Source organism: Nocardia lijiangensis NBRC 108240, assembly GCF_001613045.1.
GTDB classification, from domain to species: Bacteria; Actinomycetota; Actinomycetes; order Mycobacteriales; family Mycobacteriaceae; genus Nocardia; species Nocardia lijiangensis.
In genome coordinates this window covers 22,314-42,260 of the sequence record NZ_BDBP01000072.1, presented here as the reverse complement: position 1 = coordinate 42,260, position 19,947 = coordinate 22,314, and the positions used below count along the sequence as shown (strand labels likewise).

Sequence of the window (19,947 nt, the reverse complement as noted above, 5' to 3'; positions counted from 1 at the left end):
GTGATGCGTCCCGGCCCGAGCACCGGCTGGCCGCGCGGCGGCCTGGTCGGCGCGCTGGTCGGTCTGCTCAGCGTCGCCGCGCACGGCGCCGCGGGCGGGGGCTACCCGGATTCGCCGGAATTCGCCCTGCTGCTGACGATTTCGGCGGTTGCGGGGTGCGTGGCGACGGCCGGACTCACACCTAGCGGCGCACCGCATGGGCGGCTCTGGGCCACACGCACGCCCGAGCGCACGTGGCCACGCAGCACACAACGCGGCAGCTCCGACATTCGACGCCGCCTTGCGCGCCGCGTCAGTGCCGGACCGGTGATCGGGGCACTCGCGGTCGGGCAGTTGGGCGGGCACGCGGTGCTGGCCGGGCTGCTCGGGCACGCGCACGGGGAACGCGCCTCGCACATCGCGCGCGGTGACGCGCCGCTGGCCGGTTTCGTGCCGAGCGGCTGGATGCTGGTCGCGCATGTTTTCGCGACACTCGGCTGCGCGGCCTTGATCCTGGCCGCCGAGCGCCTGTACGGGATCGTCACCGGCGCGGTCCGAGCCGTTCTCGGCGAGCCTCGGCGCCTGCCGGTCGCCAGGGCAGGCCGCTGGTCCGATCCCACGACTTCGACCTACTGCTTTCCTCCGAACGGAGCCATCGGGCCGCGCGCGCCACCGGCATTCGCCTGATCCGCGCACCCCAATTCCTTTCGGACAGAAAGCCCCCCATGCGAAGTTCTCTTTCACATGCCTGCGGTGCGGTGGCGACCGTGGGTTTCGTGCTGCTCTCCGGCGGCGTCGCCGCCGCGCACGTGACCGCCGACGCGCCAGGCGCCCAGCAGGGCAGCTACTCCGTCGTCACCTTCCGGGTGCCGACCGAATCGGACACCGCGTCCACCACCGCGCTCACCGTCACGCTGCCCAACGTGCGCAGCGCGCGCACCGAACCCATGCCGGGCTGGACGGCCCGGGTGGAGCGCAACGACAAATCCGAGGCCATCGCGGTGACCTGGACCGCGGACCCCGGCGCGCCCGGCGTCGGCCCCGGCCAGTTCCAGCGTTTCGCCGTCTCGCTCGGCCCGTTGCCCGCCACGGAGACGGTGAGCTTCCCGGCCAAGCAGACCTACAGCGACGGCAAGGTGGTCGACTGGAATCAGCCCGTCGGCCCCGACGGTGCGGAGCCCGAGCACCCGGCACCCACGGTGACCCTCGCGGCGGGCGGTGACCATCACGGCGACGGACACCGCGTGGACACCGGCGCCACCGCGGACGATGACACCGACAACACGGCGCGCTGGCTCGGCGGCATCGGCCTGGCTCTCGGCGTGCTCGCGGTCGGGCTCGGACTCGGCAGCCTGATCAGGAGGCGCTCATGAGGACCACCACTCGACGACTCGGCGGCGCACTTGTCGCCGTCCTGCTGCTGCTCGGCTTCGGGCTGGCCACCGCGGGCGTCGCCGCCGCGCATTCGGCCGCCGTCGGCAGCGTGCCGGAAGACGGCTCCACCGTGGACACGAGTCCCGGACGGATCAGCGTCACCTTCAACGAGGAGTTGCAGCCGAACTTCCCGTCGCTGACGCTCACCGGCCCAGACGGCAACCTCTGGTCCAAGGGCGACCCGGTCGTCGACGGCAAGACGGTGAGCGTCGAGGTGGGCGAACTCGGCCCGGCCGGTGCCTACGTCATCGCCTATCGAGTGACCTCCGCCGATGGCCATCCGGTCACCGGCAAGCGGACGTTCACGCTCAGCCAGCCCGGCAAGGGCACGCCGGGCCCGCGTGCCGACGCCAAGGGCAGGGCCACCGAGGACGACGGGTCCGACGGAATCCCGGTGTGGATCTTCGTGATCGGCGCGGTCGTGCTGTTCGGCGGCGGTCTCGCGGTCGCACTGATCGGATTCGGCGGCGGGAAGCGCCGGTGAGAACACGGTGAGCGGCGGGCCGACCGTCATCCGGGACGCGCGGACACTGTTGCTGATCGTCCCGGCCGGTCTGCTGGGGGTGGGGTTGGCCTGGCTGCTCACCGCGGGACCTGCGCCCGCCGAGGGAGCCGTGCGGGTGCTCGCGGACGGTCTCGGCGCGACAGTTCTCGGGCTCGCCGCGCTCCCCCGGTTGCACGAACGGCTGTCGCCGCCGTGGCGCATGCTGGCCGCCCTGGCCGGGGCCTGGTGCGGGACCGAGTTCGTCGTACTGGTCTTCGAGGCGGCCGAGGTGGTCGGCGTGCCGACGCGGCGGCTGTCGGCCGAACAGTTCGGCACCTTTCTCACCGAGATCAGCGGCGGCCAGGTCGGCATCGCCATCCTGGTCGCGACCGCCGCGGTGGCCGGTTATTCGACGCTGGCCTTCCGCGGCGGCGAGACGGCCTCCACCGATCTCGTGCTGGTGTTCGCGGCGGTGGCGGTGGCGCTGCGCCCGATCACCGGCCACATGTCGCAGCAGCCGTTCGGCTCGGTCCTCGGCGCGGTGCACGCGCTCGCGGCCGGGGCCTGGTTCGGGCTGCTGATCGCACTGGCGCTGGTGGTACGCACGCGCGGCGAATGGGCGGTGACGCTGCCGCGGTATTCGGCGGTGGCGCTGCCGCTGATCGGCGTGGTCGCGGCGACGGGCGTGGTGAACGGGCTCGTCCGCCTCGGTGGCTTCGGCCCGCTGCTCGACACCGGATACGGCCGCATCCTGCTGGCCAAGACCACGGTGCTGGCGGGCCTGCTCGCACTCGGCTGGTGGTGGCGGCGCACCTGGGTCCGGCGCGCCGCCGACCACCGGATGGACGCGACGGGCTCGCTGCGCCGCGCCGTACTCGAGGTGACCGTCATGGCCGTGGCCTTCGGTTTGGCGGCAACCCTCGCCGTCACGGCGTGATCCGCTACCGCAGGGGAAACCCGTTAAAGTTGGGCGCATGACCGAAGTGAAGATCGTCGAAGACTGTGCCGGGTCGGCCGAATCAGCGTTCCAGTACGTCAACGATTACCGGAACCTGCCGAGCTTCCTGCACGGAATCCAGTCCTTCACACCGGTCGGCGAGCAGACCGAGGGCGTCGGCGCCGTCTTCGACGGGCACATCAAGCTCGGCCCCGCGTCGCTGCACTCGCGCGTCGAGGTGATCCGCTGGGAGCAGAACTTCGCCATCGGCATCAAGTCGATCAAGGGCTTCGAGATCGTGTCGACCTTCCTGTTCCACCCCAAGAACGACTCGCTGTGCACCGTCGACGCCATCATCGACTACCGGGTGCCCGGCGGGCTGGCGGGCAAGGCGCTCGGCAAGACCATCGAGCCGTTCGTGAAGATCGCGGTCAAGCACACCACCGACAACCTCGTCAAAGAGATCGCCGCGTTCCACACCAGCCGCGCCTGACCCGTGGCCGCGTCTCCGGAGCGCACCACCCCGACCTTCGCCCAGCGGATCGGCTACATCTGGGGCCGCACGCTGCCACCGGCGATGTCGGAGTGGGTGCGCGCGGACCTGACCGGCCCCGGCGCCACCCGCCGTTACCTGGTGCGCATCCTGGTGCCGATCATCCCGGTGCTGAGCCTGTTCCTGCTGGTCCCCGGCCCGCTGTGGATGGGCTTGGCCATGATGGCGCTGCTGTACCTGCCGCTGATCTACTTCACCGTGGCGCTGCTGTACGTCTACCGGCGGCACCGCCTCATCAAGCACGGGCTCGACCCGGCGCTGGCCGACGCGGATGCCAGGGAGCGGGCCGCGGCGGACCGATCGGCCTACGAGCGCAGGCACGGCCGCTCCTGAATACGCGCCGCTCCGCGGCCGGAAAAGCGCCCGTCGGCGGCGTCCGGAGGCTGGCGGTGACTTATATCACGGGCATAGCCTGTAGGCATGAACAAACCCAGATTCGGCCAACGGATCGCCTACGATCTGGGCCGCGAGCTTCCCGAGGACATGCACGAGTGGGTCGTCCACGACCTCGTCGGACACGGGGCCATGGAGCGGTACCTCGTCCGATTCCTCGTGCCGATCATCCCGTTCTTCGCGCTCGTGCTGCTGTTCCCGGGGCCGATGCCGCTCAAGATCGGCATGATCGTGATGATGGTCGTCCCGCTGGTCGTTTTCACGGTGGCGCTGAGCTATGTGTGGCGGCGCTTCCGGTTGATTCAACACGGCCTGAGCCCGGACCTGCTGGACCACAACAAGATCTCCGATCACGACCGCGCGCTGTACGAACTGCGCTATCGACATCATTGACGCCGGCGACACCAGCCGGACGGCATCCGCGCCCGTCGCCGTCGACGGCCGCCACGACAGCGCGCACCGGCGGCCACCGTGGCGGGCCGCAGCGAGTAGCGACCCAGCTCACATCGAGCAACCGGCCGCGGCCACCGTTCGGCGCGCCCACCTAAGCTGACACCCGTGACCGAATCAGTGAACATTGCCACCGCCGATCTGGCCGACGAGATCGGCCCCGAGATCCGCAGCTGCGATACGCAGTTCATTCAGTTCGGCGGCCGCGAGGTGTTCTCCGGGCGCATCACCACCATCCGCTGCTTCCAGGACAATCTGCTGGTCAAGCAGACGCTGAGCGAACCGGGCAATGGCGCGGTGCTCGTCGTCGACGGCGGCGCGAGCGTGCACACCGCGCTGGTCGGCGACATCATCGCGGGCCGCGGCGTGGACAACGGCTGGGCGGGCGTGATCGTCAACGGCGCAGTGCGCGATTCGGCGATCCTGCGCACCCTCGACATCGGCGTCAAGGCGCTGGGCACCAACCCGCGCAAGAGCACCCAGACCGGCAGCGGTGAGCGCGACGTGACGGTGGAGTTCGGCGGCGTCACCTTCGTGCCCGGCGAGATGCTCTACAGCGACCACGACGGCATCGTGGTGCGCGCAGAATCCTGAACCGCCCCGGTCAGTCCGGGGCGACCCGCACCTTGTGACCGGCGAGGGCGACGACGTCGCCGGCGTGCAACTGCCGTCCGCGACGTAATTCGACCTCGTCGTTCACCCGCACCAGGCCCGCGGCGATCACCGTCTTGGCCTCCGCCCCGGACTCGATCAGGTTCGCCAGTTTCAAGAACTGGCCGAGCCGAATGACGTCGTCATCAATCGGCACATCGACTGGATCCGACATGGCGTACATCCTTGCGCCAGTAACCCCGGATCGGCAAACCGCCTCCGCCGCGCACCCCCGCACACACCCGCTCCGGACGCACTCGACCACCCCGGGGGCGAGTCTTACGAGCCCCGTTCGCGGCCCGTCTCGCGTCCCAGCGGTCGAAGCGCATGCGACGCAGTCGCGAGTCTCGACCGCTGGGACGCGAGACATCGAGGGCCGCGAACACGCCGCGCGAAGGCGCGGCAATCCAACAGAGCAGCGTACAAACTGGGTTGGTGACTTCCACGCAAGCCGGTGAGCGTTCCGAGATCGAGCTACCGGCGGACAGGCCGACTCCCCCGGTCCCGCACCGCGGGCACGGACGGTTCACTCAGGTCCCGCACATCGCGGGCACCGTGCTCGGCGTCTTCGCGGTGCTGTGCTTCCTCTGGAGCCTTTCCCCCGCCCTCCGTTTCCTGACCGAGGTGCCGCGCCGCTACCTCGACAACTACTACTTCGACGCGCCCGACACCAACCTGATGTGGGCGTTGATCGTCGGCCTCATGGCGGGCGCGATCGCCAGTCGCAAGCGGATCGCGTGGTGGTTGCTCGTCGGCTATCTCGCGCTGTTCGCACTGACAAACGCGGTGGAGTTCGCGACCGAAGGCGATATCGACGCGCTCGTCGCGATGATCGTGCAGCTCGGCGTGATCGGCGTGCTGATCGCCTCCTGGCGGGAGTTCTACACCAAGGTGCGCCCCGGCGCGGGCTGGAAGGCGCTCGGCGTGCTGATCGGCGGGCTGGCCGTCGGCTGTCTGCTCGGCTGGGCTCTGGTCGAACTGTTCCCCGGCACGCTGCCCCAGGGCTGGCAGCGCCCCGGCTGGGCGGTGTACCGGGTGACCGCGGCGATCCTGGTGGACAACGAGCATTTCGACGGTCACCCGCGTCCGTTCGTCAACTTCCTGCTCGGCCTGTTCGGCGCGATCGCGTTGCTGGCCGCGGTGATCACGCTGCTGCGCTCGCAGCGCGCGGACAACGCCATGACCGGCCTGGACGAGTCGGCGATCCGCGGCCTGCTCGACCGCGCCGATGAGGAGGATTCGCTCGGCTACTTCGCCACCCGCCGCGACAAGGCGGTGGTGTTCGCGCCGAGCGGAAAGGCCGCGATCACCTATCGGGTGGAGCTGGGCGTCTGCCTGGCCAGCGGCGACCCGATCGGCATCCGCGAGGCCTGGCCGCAGGCGATCGACGCCTGGCTGCGGCTGGCCGATCAATTCGGCTGGGCGCCCGCCGTCATGGGCGCAGGCGAACTCGGAGCGACCGCCTATCGCAGGGCCGGGCTCTCCGTGCTGCGCCTCGGCGACGAAGCCATCCTCGACACCAGGAGCTTCTCGCTGGCGGGTCCCGAACTGAAGCAGGTGCGCCAGGCCGCGAACCGGCTACGCAAGCACGGCATTTCGGTGCGCATCCGCCGTCATCGGGACATCCCCGCCGAAGAGTTACCGCAGGTCATCGCCAGGGCCGACGCCTGGCGCGACACCGAGACCGAGCGCGGCTTCTCCATGGCGCTCGGCAGGTTGGGCGACCCGCTGGACGGCGACTGCCTGCTGGTCGAGGCGGTGAACCAGCAGGACCGGGTGCTCGCCATGCTGTCGCTGGTGCCGTGGGGCCGCACCGGCGCGTCGCTGGAGTTGATGCGCCGCGACCCGCAGAGCCCCAACGGCGTGATGGAGCTGATGATCTCGCAGCTGGCGCTGACCTCCGAGGAGCACGGCATCACCAAGGTGTCGCTGAACTTCGCGGTGTTCCGCTCGGTGTTCGAGGAGGGCGGGCGGATCGGTGCGGGGCCGGTGCTGCGGCTCTGGCGCGGCGTGCTGCTGTTCTTCTCGCGCTGGTGGCAGCTGGAGGCGCTGTACCGGTCCAACGTGAAGTACCAGCCGCACTGGGTGCCTCGCTTCTTCCTGTTCGAGGAGCGCAGGCAGTTGCCGCGGGTCGCGATGGCCAGCGCCTTGGCCGAAGGCTTCCTGCCGCGCTTCGGCAAGGAGCCGGAGACCGCGACGCACACCGGTCTGCACAGCGCGGTGCCCGGCACCGTCACCGGCCTACACGCCGACGGCAGCGCTCCGGAAGCGCCGGAAATCGGTGTCGCCGAACAGCTCCCGCGCCGTCCCGAGCAGGTCAGGGTGCGCATGGACAAGCTGGACCGGATGGCCGCGGCGGGCATCGATCCGTACCCGGTCGCCTATCCGCCGACGCACACCGTGGCCGCGGCCCGGCGCTCGCCGCGCGGCACCACGGTCCGGGTGTGCGGCAGGCTGCTGCGCATCCGCGACTACGGCGGGGTGATCTTCGCGGTGCTGCGCGACTGGAGCGACGACATCCAGCTGGTCATCGACCGCGAGCGGGTCGGCGCCGAGCGCAGCGCCGAGTTCGGCGAGTACTTCGACCTCGGCGACCTGATCGAGGTGAGCGGCCAGATAGGGCGCAGCCGCCGCGGCGAGCTCTCCCTGCTGGCGGCCGACTGGCGGATGAACGGCAAATGCCTGCACCCGCTGCCGGACAAATGGAAAGGTCTCGCCGATCCCGAGTCCAAGGTGCGCCAGCGCTACGTCGACATGGCCATCAACCCGGAGGCCCGCGAGGTGCTCGCCAAGCGCAGCGCGGTGGTGCGCTCGCTGCGCGACTCGCTGGCCTCCTGGGGCTACCTCGAGGTCGAGACGCCGATCCTGCAGAAGGTGCACGGCGGCGCCAACGCGACGCCGTTCGTCACCCACATCAACGCCTACGATCTGGACCTCTACCTGCGCATAGCCCCCGAGCTCTACCTGAAGCGACTGTGCGTCGGCGGCATGGAGAAGGTGTTCGAGCTCGGCCGCACCTTCCGCAACGAGGGCGTCGACTTCAGCCACAACCCCGAGTTCACCATCCTCGAGGCGTACGAGGCGCACAGCGACTACGAGCGCATGATGCACACCTGCCGCCACCTGATCCAGAACGCCGCGATGGCCGCCAACGGCGCCATGGTCGCGATGCGACCCGCGGACGACGGCTCGTTCGAGGCCGTCGACATCTCCGGCGAGTGGGCGGTGAAGACGGTGCACGGCGCGGTGTCGGAGGCCATCGGGTCCACCATCACCCCGCAGACTTCCATGGAAGAGCTGCGCGCGCTGTGCGACGAGGCGGGCATCCCGTATCAGCACGGCTGGGACGCGGGGCAGGTGGTGCTGGAAATGTATGAGCACCTGGTGGAATCACAGACCGGGGCACCCACCTTCTACATCGACTTTCCCACCTCGGTGTCGCCGCTGACCCGCGCGCACCGCAGCATCCCCGGCGTCGCCGAGCGCTGGGATCTGGTCGCCTGGGGCGTCGAACTCGGCACTGCCTACAGCGAACTCACCGATCCGATCGAGCAGCGGCACCGGCTCACCGAGCAGTCCATGCTTGCGGCGCACGGTGATCCGGAGGCGATGGAACTGGACGAGGACTTCCTGCAGGCGCTCGAGCACGCCATGCCGCCAACCGGCGGTCTCGGCATGGGCGTCGACCGGATCGTCATGCTGATCACGGGCCGCAGCATCCGCGAGACGCTGCCGTTCCCGTTGGTGAAGCCGCGCTGAAGCGAGGATCTCACTATGAGAGATTGCATCCGCGAAGAGTTAACGATGATCGAATTCGACCGATAACCTTTGAGATTCGGCTCCGGGAGGAGGCCGATACCTTCGACGATCGGGATGGGACCTTATGTACGTTGACCTGTTGACCAACGCCAGCCTGCTGGATCCGTCCGTGTGGGCGAGCCCGGACACGTGGACAACGGCAATGGAGTACGCGGCCAAGAAAAAGAAGAAGAGCAACAGCGGCCTGATCTTCGGCGGCATCTGCTGCTTGCTCGTGGTCATCGCCATCGTGGTGGGCATCTACCTGCTGATGAACAAGCGCAAGAAGAACGACCAGCAGCCGCCGAACGGCCAGCCGCCCTACGGCGCCCCGGGCCAGCCGCCGTACGGCCAGCCAGGTCAGCCGCCGTACGGCCAGCCGGGTCAGCCGCCGTACGGCCAGCCGGGTCAGCCGCCCTACGGCCAGCAGTAATCCGAGACGCGAAAAGCCCGGGCCGCGTAGGCGACCCGGGCTTTCGTGTGCGGCGCGGAATCGGCTCAGGCCGCCGCAGGTCGGCGGCCGAGTTGGTTCGCCCGAACTACATCCGATCGATCTCGGTCAGGTCGATGTCGATAGGGAACGGAACGCTCAGGCGCAGGCGGTCGTGGTGGATGCCGGTGAGCGCGTAAGTCTTTGTCGCGGGGTCGAGTTCGTACACGTAGACGACCGGGTGCCCGTCGCCGTTCTCCACTCGCCAGAAGTATGCGATACCGGCCTTGGCGTACAGCTGAGGTTTCCGCTCGCGATCCCGAGTTCGGGATTCGATCGACACGACCTCCACGGCCAGCACGACTTCCTCGGACCAGTAGGTTGTCCTCTCCATACCGCCATCGGTGTGTGCACGCACCACCAGCACATCCGGTTCGGGCCGCTGGTCCCGGCCGAGCGTGACTGTCATCCCGTGGCGAACCCGCATGCCGGCAGGCGCGAGGCGACGCAGCATCGATTCGAGCAATGAGATGACCAGCACGTGAAACTTCGACTGCGGGCACGCGAAGACGAAACTTCCGTCGATCAACTCGGTGTGCGGTGGCAGATCGGGCAGGCGGTCCAGGTCCTCGGCGACGAACCCGCCGGGCGGCGGACGCAACCACTGTGGGAACGGTTCGGCGGTCACGGCGACGAGTATGTCACCGCACTTCGACGCGATGTATCCGAAAAACACGGCCTTGAAGTGAACACCAGGAGCCTTTTCCGCCTGACAACGCCACCTGAGCCGGACCGCTGCGGGAGCATGCGGCAGAGTGGGTGGGTGCAGTTGATTCTCGTTCGCCATGCTCAGCCGGTTCGGGTGTGGAACGCGTCCGGTCCCGCCGATCCCGAGTTGTCGGAGGTGGGGCGGGAGCAGGCGGAGCGGGTGCCGGGGGCGTTGAGCCACCATCGGATCGCGCGGGTGCTGAGCAGTCCGCAGCGGCGGGCGCGGGAGACCGCGACGCCGACGGCGGCCAAGCTGGGGCTGCCCGTCGAGATCGTGGACGGTCTGGCCGAATACGACCGCGACCTGCCCGCCTATATCCCGATCGAGGACGCCAAGCTGGAGTTCCGCGACGCCTACGAGCGGATCAAGGCCGGATTTCTGCCCGAGCAGATCGACGGTCCCGCGTTCGTGCACCGGGTTCGCGAGGCCGCGACGGCGATCGCCGCGAGCACCGATCCGGCCGACACCGTGGTCGCCTTCGCCCACGGCGGCGTGATCAACGTGCTGCTCCAGGAGGTGCTCGGCCTGCCGCGGCCGCTGACCTTCCCGATCGACTACTGCTCGGTGACCCGAATCCTGTTCTCCCGCACCGGCCGCCGCACCGCCGCGACCGTGAACGAGAACGGACACGTGTGGGATCTGTTGCCCCGTAACATCGGCCGCTGATCGCAGGAGAGCCCACCGCCGTTAACACCGGGCCGCTGATCGCAGGAAAACCCGCCGCCGTTAACACCGGCCGCAGATTCACAGCGATGCCCGCCGCTCACAGCCGACTACCAGACGCATCGCACCCGGGACACAGCGCCGAGGCCTTCGATAGGAGTTCGTGAGTCACCGCGACTCGCGCTCTGAGAGAAGGAGTTCCGAATGTTTTCCACAACGAACATGCGCCGGGCAGCCGGTCGGGTCGCCGTGGCGGGCGCAATGGTGACGATTCCCCTGGCCGCCGTGGCCGCGACGGCCAGTGCCGAAACGCCCGCGACCGACACCGTTCAGGTTCAGCAGGTGTCGGACGGCGTCGCGCTCGAGGGCACCGATGTCAGCCGTCCGCATCATCCGGGACACCACGGGTTCCCCGGCAGGCCGGGCCACGGCGGACGGGACTTCTCCAGGACGGACAACGACTCGCCCGGGCCGTATGTCTACCAGCAGGGGATCCCGGCCACCGGCTCGGGCAGCGGCAGCTGATCCGGCAACGACGAAGGCCACCTCCCGCACGGGGAAGGTGGCCTTCGATGTGTCCACGGACCCGATCAGGCCATGCCCGCGATCCAGTTGTGCATCCAGGTGACAGCGGTCTGACCGCCGCCGACCGAGTAGTTGCCGTACACGGTGTGCGCCTGCGAGCGGTAGAAGCGCTCCAGGTCCTTGGCGCGCTGCTGGTTCGCCGCGTCGGTGAGCTGCGACTGCAGGATCGGCACGCCGCCGAAGGCCATCAGATCGTTGATGATCGCGCCCGCCTCGAGCTGGTAGCGCCAGATGTTGGCGGGGTTGGCGTCCGAGCTCTGAGCGAGGAAACCGGCGAAACGGGTGACGAAGTCGTCGGTCGCGGTGGCGCAGTACAGGTCGTCGACCGCGCAGATGGTGCGGGTGCGGTCGCTGAGCCAGCCGAAGCCGCCCACACGGGGACCGCCCGCGCCCGCGCCGTGCGCCACCGGGCCGACCTGGATGTCGGTCGGCGAGCGGCGAGGATCGGAGATCAGGCCGACGCCCGCGACACGATCGGGCGCGACCACGCCGAGACCGGTGCCGATCTCGGCCGCGAGATCACCCGCGGCATCCGCGCCCTGGCTGTACCCGACCAGCGCGATCTGCGTGCCGCCGCAACGCTGGGCCATGTCGCCGATCAGCCCGCGCGCGGAGCTGACCGCCTCTTTCTTCGAGTTGCCGTAAACCTCACCCTCCCAAGGGAAGGCGGTCGCGGCGTAAGTCACGTAGTCGACGTCGACCGAGCCCGGCAGGCCACGGGTGACGCCGGCCAGCATGCCCGGCTGCGGCTTCTTGTCGTGACCGGTCTCCCACGTGCCGGGGATGGCCACCACGTAGAGGCTTGGGCAGTTGTCCGCCGCGGCGGTCCCACTGCCGATCATCAAGCCGGACGCAATCGCCGCGGACGCACCGAGGGCCGCGACAAGCTTCTTCAACTGCATACTGCTCCAGTTCAACCTGGCCCCGGTTGTGGTGGGGCGCTCCCCGACGAGTTGCCACTCACATACTGAATCCGACGCATGTCGTTCCAGTGCACACGCGGCTAACTCGTGTCATCCGTCGACATGACGTGCACAACGACCCCACATCCCATAGGCCCGCCGCACGCCAAGATCACAATAGGGCCAGCGAGCCCCACACGCCATTCGGGCCACGGTTATGTCCGATTTCCGACAGCGAGCAAACACACGAAAGCGCCCGTGGACGAGTTGTCCACGGGCGCCTCGCGTTCGCGCTAGGAGCGACTCAGCGCTGGGCGACCATCGTCGGGGTGACCGGCGCGGGCAGCGCCGTCTCGCCCTCGAGGAACTGGTCGACCGCGGCGGCCGCGGCACGGCCCTCGGCGATGGCCCAGACGATCAGCGACTGGCCACGGCCGATGTCACCGGCGACGAAGACGCCGGGAATGTTGGTGGCCCAGTTCTTGTCGCGCTGGACGTTGCCGCGCTGGTCGTAGCCGACACCGAGATCGGTGAGCAGGCCCGGCTTCTCGGGTCCGACGAAGCCCATGGCCAGCAGCACCAGATCGGCCTCGAGGGTGAAGTCGGTGCCGTCGACCTTCTCGAAGCGGCCATTGACCATCTTGACCTCGTGCGCCTCCAGGCCGGTCACCTTGCCGTCCTTGCCGACGAAGCGTTCGGTGTTCACGGAGAACACCCGCTCGCCGCCCTCTTCGTGGGCCGAGGACACCCGGTACATCAGCGGGTAGGTCGGCCACGGGGTGGAAGCGGCACGCTCCTCCGGCGGACGCGGCATGATCTCGAACTGGTGCACCGACTCCGCGCCCTGACGGTGCGAGGTGCCGAGGCAGTCCGCGCCGGTGTCGCCGCCACCGATGATGACGACCTTCTTGCCCCTGGCGTGGATCGGCGGCAGGCCTTCGGCGTCGGTGACGTCGTCGCCCAGCTGCACCCGGTTGGACCAGGGCAGGAACTCCATCGCCTGGTGGATGCCGTCCAGCTCACGACCCGGAATCGGCAGGTCGCGGGCCAGGGTGGCGCCACCGGCGAGCACGACCGCGTCGTACCGCTCGCGCAGCTCGTCGGCGGTGATGTCGACGCCCACGTTCACGCCGGTCTTGAAGATGGTGCCCTCGGCCTCCATCTGCGCGAGACGGCGGTCGATGAAGCGCTTCTCCATCTTGAATTCCGGGATGCCGTAGCGCAGCAGGCCGCCGATGCGATCGGCGCGCTCGAACACGGTCACCGTGTGGCCTGCGCGGGTCAGCTGCTGGGCGGCGGCCAGACCGGCCGGGCCCGAACCGACGACGGCGACCTTCTTGCCGGTGATGCGGGTCGGGTAGACCGGGGTCACCCAGCCCTCGTCGAAGGCGTTCTCGATGAGCTCGACCTCGACCTGCTTGATCGTCACCGGGTCCTGGTTGATACCGAGGACGCAGGACGCCTCACACGGCGCCGGGCACAGCCGACCGGTGAACTCCGGGAAGTTGTTGGTCGCGTGCAGGCGGTCGATGCCCTCCCGCCACTGGCCCTTGTACACCAGGTCGTTCCACTCGGGAATCAGGTTCCCGAGCGGACAGCCGTTGTGACAGAACGGGATACCGCAGTCCATGCACCGGCTGGCCTGGGTCTTCAGAGTGTCGTGGGAGAACTTCTCCTCGTAGACCTCTTTCCAGTCCATCAGGCGCAGCGGAACCGGACGCCGCTTGGGCAGTTCCCGCGAGGTGTGCTTCAAAAATCCTTGTGGGTCAGCCACGTGCGGCCTCCATGATCGCCTCGTCCACGTCCTTGCCGCTCTTCTCAGCTTCGGAGATGGCGAGCAAAACCTTCTTGTATTCGCGCGGCATGACCTTGACGAAGTGGTTCACCTGCTGCGACCAATCGCTCAGGATGCGATCGGCGACAGCCGAACCCGTCTGGTCACGGTGCTCGGCGATGATGTCGCGCAGCCAGGTGAAGTCGTCACCCGCGAGCTGCTCGATCGCGTCGGCCTGTTCCGGGTTGACCCGCTCGGCGAACGTGCCTTCCGGGTCGTAGACGAACGCGACACCGCCGGACATACCGGCGCCGAAGTTGCGCCCGGTCTCGCCGAGGATGACCACCCGGCCACCGGTCATGTACTCGCAGCCGTGGTCGCCCACGCCCTCGACCACCGCGGTGGCGCCCGAGTTGCGCACGGCGAACCGCTCGCCGACCACGCCGTTGATGAACGCCTTGCCGCTGGTCGCACCGAACAGGATCACGTTGCCCGCGATGATGTTCTGGTCCGCGACGAAGTCCGACGGCGCGTTCAGCGACGGGCGCACGGTGATGTGACCGCCCGAAAGACCCTTGCCGACATAGTCGTTCGCGTCACCCTGTACCCGCAGCGTGATGCCGGCGGGTACGAAGGCGCCGAAGCTGTTGCCCGCGGAACCGGTGAACGTGATGTCGATGGTGTCGTCGGGCAGGCCGGTGCCGCCGTACAGCTTGGTCACCTCGTGGCCGAGCATGGTGCCGACCGTGCGGTTCACGTTCGTGATCTTGGTCTCGAACTTCACCGCCTGGCCGCGCTCCAGCGCGTCCCTGCTCTGCACGATCAGCTGCTGGTCCAGTGCCTTTTCCAGGCCGTGGTCCTGCGTCTTGGTGCAGCGGCGGTCCTGGTACATGAACGCCGTCTCGACGTCGTCCAGGATCGGCGAAAGGTCCAGCTTGCTGGCCTTCCAGTGCTGCTTGGCCTTGGAGGTGTCGAGCATGTCGACCCGGCCGATGGCCTCGTCCAGCGTGCGGAAGCCAAGCGACGCCAGCAGTTCCCGGACCTCTTCGGCGATGAACAGGAAGAAGTTCTCGACGAATTCGGCCTTGCCGGTGAAGCGTTCGCGCAGCACCGGGTTCTGCGTCGCGACACCGACGGGGCAGGTGTCGAGATGGCAGACGCGCATCATGATGCAGCCGGAGACCACAAGCGGCGCGGTCGCGAAGCCGTACTCCTCGGCGCCGAGCAGCGCGGCGATCACGACGTCGCGGCCGGTCTTCATCTGACCGTCGACCTGCACCACGATGCGGTCGCGCAGACCGTTCAGCAGCAGCGTCTGCTGGGTCTCGGCGAGGCCGAGCTCCCAGGGACCGCCCGCGTGCTTGAGCGAGGTCAGCGGGGACGCGCCGGTGCCGCCGTCGTGGCCGGAGATCAGCACGACGTCCGCGTGCGCCTTCGACACACCCGCGGCGACGGTGCCGACGCCGGGCTCCGCGACAAGTTTCACGTGAATCCGCGCCTGCGGGTTCGCGTTCTTCAGGTCGTGGATCAGCTGCGCCAGGTCCTCGATCGAGTAGATGTCGTGGTGCGGCGGCGGCGAGATCAGGCCGACGCCCGGCGTCGAGTGCCGCACCTCGGCGACCCACGGGTACACCTTGTGCGCGGGCAGCTGGCCGCCCTCGCCCGGCTTGGCGCCCTGGGCCATCTTGATCTGGATGTCGGTGCAGTTGGTCAGGTAGTGCGCGGTCACGCCGAAGCGGCCCGAGGCCACCTGCTTGATCGCCGAACGACGCCAGTCGCCGTTCTCCTCGACCTCGAAGCGAGCCGGGTGCTCGCCGCCCTCACCGGAGTTCGAGCGGCCGCCGAGCCGGTTCATCGCGATCGCGAGGGTCTCGTGCGCCTCCGCCGAGATGGAGCCGTAGCTCATCGCGCCGGTGGAGAACCGCTTCACGATCTCCGAGGCGGGCTCGACCTCGTCGATCGAGATCGGCGCGCGCTCGCCGGACTTGAACTTGAACAGGCCGCGCAGCGAGGCCAGTCGCTCGGACTGGTCGTCGACCAGCTTGGTGTACTCCTTGAAGATCGAGTACTGGCCCGAGCGGGTCGCGTGCTGCAGCTTGAACACGGTGTCCGGGTTGAACAGGTGGTATTCGCCCTCGCGGCGCCACTGGTACTCGCCGCCCACCTCGAGCTCGCGGTGCGCGCGCTCGTTGCGGTTCTCCAGGAACGCGACCCGGTGCCGGGCCGCCACGTCGTCGGCGATCTCGTCCAGGCCGATGCCGTCCAGGTGCGAGCGCAGGCCGGTGAAGTACTCGTTCACCAGTTCCTGCGACAGGCCGATCACCTGGAAGAGCTGCGCGCCGTTGTAGGAGGCCAAGGTCGAGATGCCCATCTTGGACATCACCTTCAGCACGCCCTTGCCCGCGGCCTTGTTGAAGTTCGCGACCGCCTTGCGGTAGTCGGTCTCCAGGCTGCCGGTGCCGAGGTCGAGCGCGCCGCGCTCCAGCATGTCCTCGATGGTCTCGAAGGCCATGTACGGGTTGATCGCAGCCGCGCCGAAGCCGACCAGCATGGCCATGTGGTGCACCTCGCGGGCGTCACCGGCCTCCACGATCAGGCCGACCTTGGTGCGGGTGCGCTCGCGCACCAGGTGGTGGTGCACCGAGGAGGTCAGCAGCAGCGACGGGATCGGCGCCAGCTTCTCGTTGGACTCGCGGTCGGAGAGCACGATGATCCGCGCTCCGCCGTCGATGGCCGCCGAGACCTGGGTGTTGATGGCCTCGAGCGCCTTGCGCAGGCCCTTGCCACCCTCACTCACCGGGTACAGACCGCGCACGACCACCGAGCGCAGCTCGGGACGCGAGCCGTCGTCGTTGATGTGCACGAGCTTGGCCAGCTCGTCGTTGTCCAGGATCGGCTGCTCGATGGCGATCTGCTTGCACGACTCGGGGCCGGGGTGCATCAGATCGGCCTCGGGGCCGATATTGCGCTTGAGGCTGGTGACGACCTCTTCGCGGATCGCGTCCAGCGGCGGGTTGGTCACCTGCGCGAACAGCTGCGAGAAGTAGTCGAACAGCAGGCGCGGGCGGGACGAGAGCACCGCGATCGGGGTGTCGGTGCCCATCGAGCCGAGCGCCTCGAGGCCGCTCTTGGCCATCGGCGAGATCAGCAGGTTCAGCTCTTCGTTGGTGTATCCGAAGATCTGCTGACGGATCAGCACGCGGTCGTGCGACATGTGCACGTGCGGGCGGTCCGGCAGGTCGGCAAGCCGGGTCACGCCCTCGTCCAGCCACTGCTGGTAGGGGTGCTCGGCGGCCAGCTCGGACTTGAACTCGTCGTCGGTGACGATGCGGCCCTTGGAGGTGTCGACCAGGAACATGCGGCCCGGCTGCAGACGGGCCTTCTTGACGACCTTGGACTGGTCGATGTCGAGCACGCCGACCTCGGAGGCCATCACGACGAGGCCGTCCTCGGTGACCCAGATACGGCTCGGCCGCAGACCGTTGCGGTCGAGCACGGCGCCGATCACGGTGCCGTCGGAGAAGCACACCGACGCCGGGCCGTCCCACGGCTCCATCAGCATCGAGTGGTACTCGTAGAACGCCCGCCGCTGCGGGTCCATGTTCTCGTTGCGTTCCCAGGCCTCGGGAATCATCATCAGCACGGCGTGGGGCAGGCTGCGGCCGCCGAGGTGCAGCAGTTCCAGCACCTCGTCGAAGCGGGCCGTGTCGCTCGCTCCCGGGGTACAGACGGGGAAGATCTTCTCCAGGCGGTTCTTGCCCGCGGAGTCGGTGCCGAAGACGTCGCTGTTCAGCAGTGCCTCGCGGGCACGCATCCAGTTCTCGTTGCCGGTGACGGTGTTGATCTCACCGTTGTGCGCCACCCGGCGGAACGGGTGCGCGAGCGGCCACGACGGGAAGGTGTTGGTGGAGAACCGGGAGTGCACGATGCCGAGCGCGGACTCCACGCGGCCGTCCTGCAGGTCCAGGTAGAAGGCGCGCAGCTGCGGCGTGGTGAACATGCCCTTGTAGACGAAGGTCTGGCCGGACAGGCTCGGGAAGTACACCGACTCCTTGCCGACGGCGCCCTGGCCCGCGCCCGCCGAGCCGAGCTCGTGCTCGACGCGCTTGCGGATGACGTAGGCGCGACGCTCCAGGTCCATGCCGGACAGCTGCTCGGCGGCGGCCTTCGGGGAGGCGATGAAGATCTGCCGGAAGGTCGGCATGGCGTCGCGCGACAGCGCGCCGAGCGACGACTCGTCGATCGGCACCTCGCGCCAGCCGAGGACCTCGAGGCCCTCTTCCTTGACGATCTTCTCCACGCCGTAGGCGGCGCGCGCGGCCTCGCGGCGGGCCTGCGGAAGGAAGGCGATGCCGGACGCGTAAGCACCTTCGGCGGGCAGCTCGAAGTCCACGATCGCGCGGAAGAAACGGTCCGGGATCTGGAGCAGGATGCCCGCGCCGTCGCCGGAGTTCGGCTCGGCACCGGCGGCACCACGGTGCTCCAGATTCAAGAGGGCCGTAATAGCCTTGTCAACGATGTCACGGCTGCGGCGGCCGTGCATGTCGACTACGAATGCGACACCGCAGGCGTCGTGTTCGTTCGCCGGGTCGTAGAGACCGATGGGTCCAGGTGACCTGTGGCCAGGAAGTTGCGTCATGCCTCTGCCTTCAAGAAAGTGGCCTTCGAAGAAAAAACGGCCTTTCGTCGAACGCCTCCGTCAAGACTGCGCCCGCACGTTCCGGAATCCAGCCGCGCTGATGGTCTTCCGGCGTGCAGTCACGTCTCCAGTTGTCCACCCGCGATCGGTACGTAGTGGGTGCTAGTCGGTAACGGAACACTTACGTGTTCCTTACCTCCGTGCGGGTGCTCGCCCGCTACTCTGGGCACCTACTTGGTGAGCCCGAGCGGGCGATGTTGCCGAGCCCTTTTGTGTTCGGCGTAAGAGCAAACGATAAGTCAGGTCCGGGGCCCAACCAACTTAGGTAGCACTAATAACCTGGTTAAGCTGGGCTTCTTCCAATCGGTCCTCCACGTGTGCGCGTCGTCCAGTGTAAAGCAGCGAATGGACCTGGATCGATCCCCCGGCACTCGGTGCCGAGCAGCGGCGACAAACCACCGCGAGACCGCCCGACGAGGCCTTCGAGCCCCGAGAACAGGCGCTCACCTGCATCGAAGAGGGTTTCCCCTACCCGGAGAACGGCAAACCACTTGTGCCACGGCTAACTCGCCGACGGCCTTGATGAGATATTTACGACAGGGGTGTGACAAGCCTCAGAACGTATCCGACCGTCCGGGTTCTTTTGTCCCATGTGCTTTTCAGCACATTTTCAGCAAACAAGATCAGTGGTGTTGCACACATCGCGCGGAGCAGTCTGCGGCGTGGATCGGCACCGCGCGAGGCGCGCAGATCAACACAGCGCCGACGCGGCCCGGATCAGCGCCAGCTGGTGCAGCGGGTCCAGGGCCACGAGCTGGGCGAATACACCGTGCGCCAACCGTTCCATGCAGTCCGGCGCGGTGAGTTCGGCACGGTGCTCGGCCAGCTGATCCACGATCGCCGCGTTCAGCCGATCGATGGTCGGACGCACATCCGTCAGATCCGGTGGCGCGGCCGGAGCCGAGGCCGGGTCGAACCGCCAGCGCGCGATCAGTCCGTACTGCACCGTCTTGCTGGCCTCGATCTGGCCGAAAAACACCCGCCTGACCCAGTTTTCGGGCAGGCCATGGGCGGCGCCGAGGCGCGCCATCGCGTCGTAGACCGCCGCCTCGCGCTCCGGGTCGTCGATGGTCGGTGCCGATCCGTCGCGCGCGGCGTCGGCCCATTTGGCGGCGGCGACGGTGTCGGCGGTGTCGAGGCGGTGAGCGATCAGGACGACGAGCCGGTCGAGCGAGGTGTCCACCGGCTCGCCGGGAACCGGCCGAGCGCTACCCGCGGCCCACACGAGCAGCGCCGCCGACAGCAGTGCCACCGCAAGTGCGCGCATGCTCCCGCCTGTTCGCCCGACAACGAATCACCCTGTCAGGTTAGGCGCTCGTGCTGTGAGCCTTGCCACATCCACTGGGCCGTACTCGGTGTGTCGGGCCCATCCCTGTCACGCTGGGACAACGAATCTGTGACAGTTTCGCCAAGCTGCCAAATGACTGGGACGTAGAGGATGTGAGA

18 protein-coding genes are annotated in these 19,947 nt (G+C 68.3%); 12 read left to right on the top strand and 6 right to left on the bottom strand.

The window, feature by feature from the left end; translation table 11 throughout:
- The 8 genes from NL1_RS25210 to rraA all read left to right on the top strand — a co-directional run bounded on the left by NL1_RS25210 (position 1) and on the right by rraA (position 4,824).
- Positions 1–666, top strand: coding sequence for a hypothetical protein (locus tag NL1_RS25210; protein WP_156095034.1), 666 nt, complete (start codon positions 1–3; stop codon positions 664–666).
- Positions 667–704: 38 nt separating this feature from the next.
- A complete protein-coding gene (locus tag NL1_RS25205; RefSeq protein WP_067844189.1) occupies positions 705–1,352 on the top strand; it encodes a YcnI family copper-binding membrane protein in 648 nt (215 codons plus the stop codon).
- The gene (locus NL1_RS25200) at positions 1,349–1,897 is read left to right on the top strand and encodes a copper resistance CopC family protein (protein WP_067844186.1); all 549 of its coding nucleotides are present in this window, start codon (positions 1,349–1,351) and stop codon (positions 1,895–1,897) included. Before NL1_RS25205 ends, NL1_RS25200 begins: the two co-directional genes overlap by 4 nt.
- 7 nt (positions 1,898–1,904) lie before the next feature.
- Positions 1,905–2,834 carry a CopD family protein gene (locus NL1_RS25195; RefSeq protein WP_156095033.1) on the top strand — a complete coding sequence of 310 codons (930 nt, stop codon included), beginning with the start codon at positions 1,905–1,907 and terminating at the stop codon, positions 2,832–2,834.
- Between the two features lie 37 nt (positions 2,835–2,871).
- Positions 2,872–3,327 (top strand): SRPBCC family protein, encoded by a 456-nt coding sequence (locus tag NL1_RS25190; protein WP_067844183.1) that lies wholly within the window; start codon positions 2,872–2,874, stop codon positions 3,325–3,327.
- A gap of 3 nt (positions 3,328–3,330) precedes the next feature.
- Positions 3,331–3,720, top strand: a complete 390-nt coding sequence (locus NL1_RS25185) for a DUF5313 family protein (RefSeq protein ID WP_067844180.1) — start codon at positions 3,331–3,333, stop codon at positions 3,718–3,720.
- 87 nt (positions 3,721–3,807) lie between these two features.
- Positions 3,808–4,173, top strand: coding sequence for a DUF5313 family protein (locus tag NL1_RS25180; RefSeq protein WP_067844177.1), 366 nt, complete (start codon positions 3,808–3,810; stop codon positions 4,171–4,173).
- A gap of 165 nt (positions 4,174–4,338) precedes the next feature.
- Positions 4,339–4,824, top strand: a complete 486-nt coding sequence (rraA, locus tag NL1_RS25175) for a ribonuclease E activity regulator RraA (protein ID WP_067844174.1) — start codon at positions 4,339–4,341, stop codon at positions 4,822–4,824.
- Between the two features lie 10 nt (positions 4,825–4,834).
- Here rraA and NL1_RS25170 read toward each other — a convergent pair whose 3' ends face one another.
- Positions 4,835–5,056, bottom strand: coding sequence for an RNA-binding S4 domain-containing protein (locus NL1_RS25170; RefSeq protein ID WP_067844238.1), 222 nt, complete (start codon positions 5,054–5,056; stop codon positions 4,835–4,837).
- Positions 5,057–5,313: 257 nt separating this feature from the next.
- Between NL1_RS25170 and lysX the strand changes: the two genes are divergently transcribed.
- Together lysX and NL1_RS25160 are read left to right on the top strand one after the other, a co-directional pair.
- On the top strand, positions 5,314–8,640 hold the full coding sequence (lysX, locus tag NL1_RS25165; protein WP_373862593.1) for a bifunctional lysylphosphatidylglycerol synthetase/lysine--tRNA ligase LysX: 3,327 nt from the start codon (positions 5,314–5,316) through the stop codon (positions 8,638–8,640).
- 139 nt (positions 8,641–8,779) lie between these two features.
- Complete coding sequence (locus NL1_RS25160; RefSeq protein WP_245673520.1) at positions 8,780–9,112, top strand: hypothetical protein; 333 nt, start codon at positions 8,780–8,782, stop codon at positions 9,110–9,112.
- A gap of 106 nt (positions 9,113–9,218) precedes the next feature.
- On the opposite strand, the gene NL1_RS25155 is transcribed toward NL1_RS25160, so the two are convergent.
- Positions 9,219–9,797 carry a Uma2 family endonuclease gene (locus tag NL1_RS25155; protein WP_067844232.1) on the bottom strand — a complete coding sequence of 193 codons (579 nt, stop codon included), beginning with the start codon at positions 9,795–9,797 and terminating at the stop codon, positions 9,219–9,221.
- Positions 9,798–9,932: 135 nt separating this feature from the next.
- Here NL1_RS25155 and NL1_RS25150 point away from each other — a divergent pair, with 135 nt between their 5' ends.
- Together NL1_RS25150 and NL1_RS25145 are read left to right on the top strand one after the other, a co-directional pair.
- Positions 9,933–10,544: a histidine phosphatase family protein gene (locus NL1_RS25150; RefSeq protein ID WP_067844168.1), complete on the top strand. Its 612-nt coding sequence runs from the start codon at positions 9,933–9,935 to the stop codon at positions 10,542–10,544.
- A gap of 201 nt (positions 10,545–10,745) precedes the next feature.
- Complete coding sequence (locus tag NL1_RS25145; RefSeq protein WP_156095032.1) at positions 10,746–11,066, top strand: hypothetical protein; 321 nt, start codon at positions 10,746–10,748, stop codon at positions 11,064–11,066.
- Positions 11,067–11,131: 65 nt separating this feature from the next.
- Here the strand turns inward: NL1_RS25145 and NL1_RS25140 are convergent, their stop codons facing one another.
- From NL1_RS25140 to aroQ, 4 genes are all read right to left on the bottom strand, one after another.
- Entirely contained in the window at positions 11,132–12,028 is an 897-nt protein-coding gene (locus NL1_RS25140) for a cutinase family protein (RefSeq protein WP_084510932.1), read from the bottom strand.
- A gap of 304 nt (positions 12,029–12,332) precedes the next feature.
- Entirely contained in the window at positions 12,333–13,802 is a 1,470-nt protein-coding gene (locus tag NL1_RS25135) for a glutamate synthase subunit beta (RefSeq protein ID WP_067844162.1), read from the bottom strand.
- Entirely contained in the window at positions 13,795–18,441 is a 4,647-nt protein-coding gene (gene gltB / locus NL1_RS25130) for a glutamate synthase large subunit (protein WP_067844159.1), read from the bottom strand. The genes NL1_RS25135 and gltB overlap by 8 nt, the downstream gene beginning before the upstream one ends.
- A gap of 751 nt (positions 18,442–19,192) precedes the next feature.
- Entirely contained in the window at positions 19,193–19,768 is a 576-nt protein-coding gene (gene aroQ, locus NL1_RS25125; RefSeq protein ID WP_067844156.1) for a gamma subclass chorismate mutase AroQ, read from the bottom strand.
- Positions 19,769–19,947: the final 179 nt, after the last annotated feature.

Coding starts and splice junctions, on each gene's coding strand:
- NL1_RS25205 (WP_067844189.1), top strand. CDS start 705: ATGCGAAGTTCTCTTTCACATGCCTGCGGTGCGGTGGCGACCGTGGGT.
- NL1_RS25200 (WP_067844186.1), top strand. CDS start 1,349: ATGAGGACCACCACTCGACGACTCGGCGGCGCACTTGTCGCCGTCCTG.
- NL1_RS25190 (WP_067844183.1), top strand. CDS start 2,872: ATGACCGAAGTGAAGATCGTCGAAGACTGTGCCGGGTCGGCCGAATCA.
- NL1_RS25180 (WP_067844177.1), top strand. CDS start 3,808: ATGAACAAACCCAGATTCGGCCAACGGATCGCCTACGATCTGGGCCGC.
- NL1_RS25170 (WP_067844238.1), bottom strand. CDS start 5,056: ATGTCGGATCCAGTCGATGTGCCGATTGATGACGACGTCATTCGGCTC.
- NL1_RS25145 (WP_156095032.1), top strand. CDS start 10,746: ATGTTTTCCACAACGAACATGCGCCGGGCAGCCGGTCGGGTCGCCGTG.
- NL1_RS25140 (WP_084510932.1), bottom strand. CDS start 12,028: ATGCAGTTGAAGAAGCTTGTCGCGGCCCTCGGTGCGTCCGCGGCGATT.
- gltB (WP_067844159.1), bottom strand. CDS start 18,441: ATGACGCAACTTCCTGGCCACAGGTCACCTGGACCCATCGGTCTCTAC.
- aroQ (WP_067844156.1), bottom strand. CDS start 19,768: ATGCGCGCACTTGCGGTGGCACTGCTGTCGGCGGCGCTGCTCGTGTGG.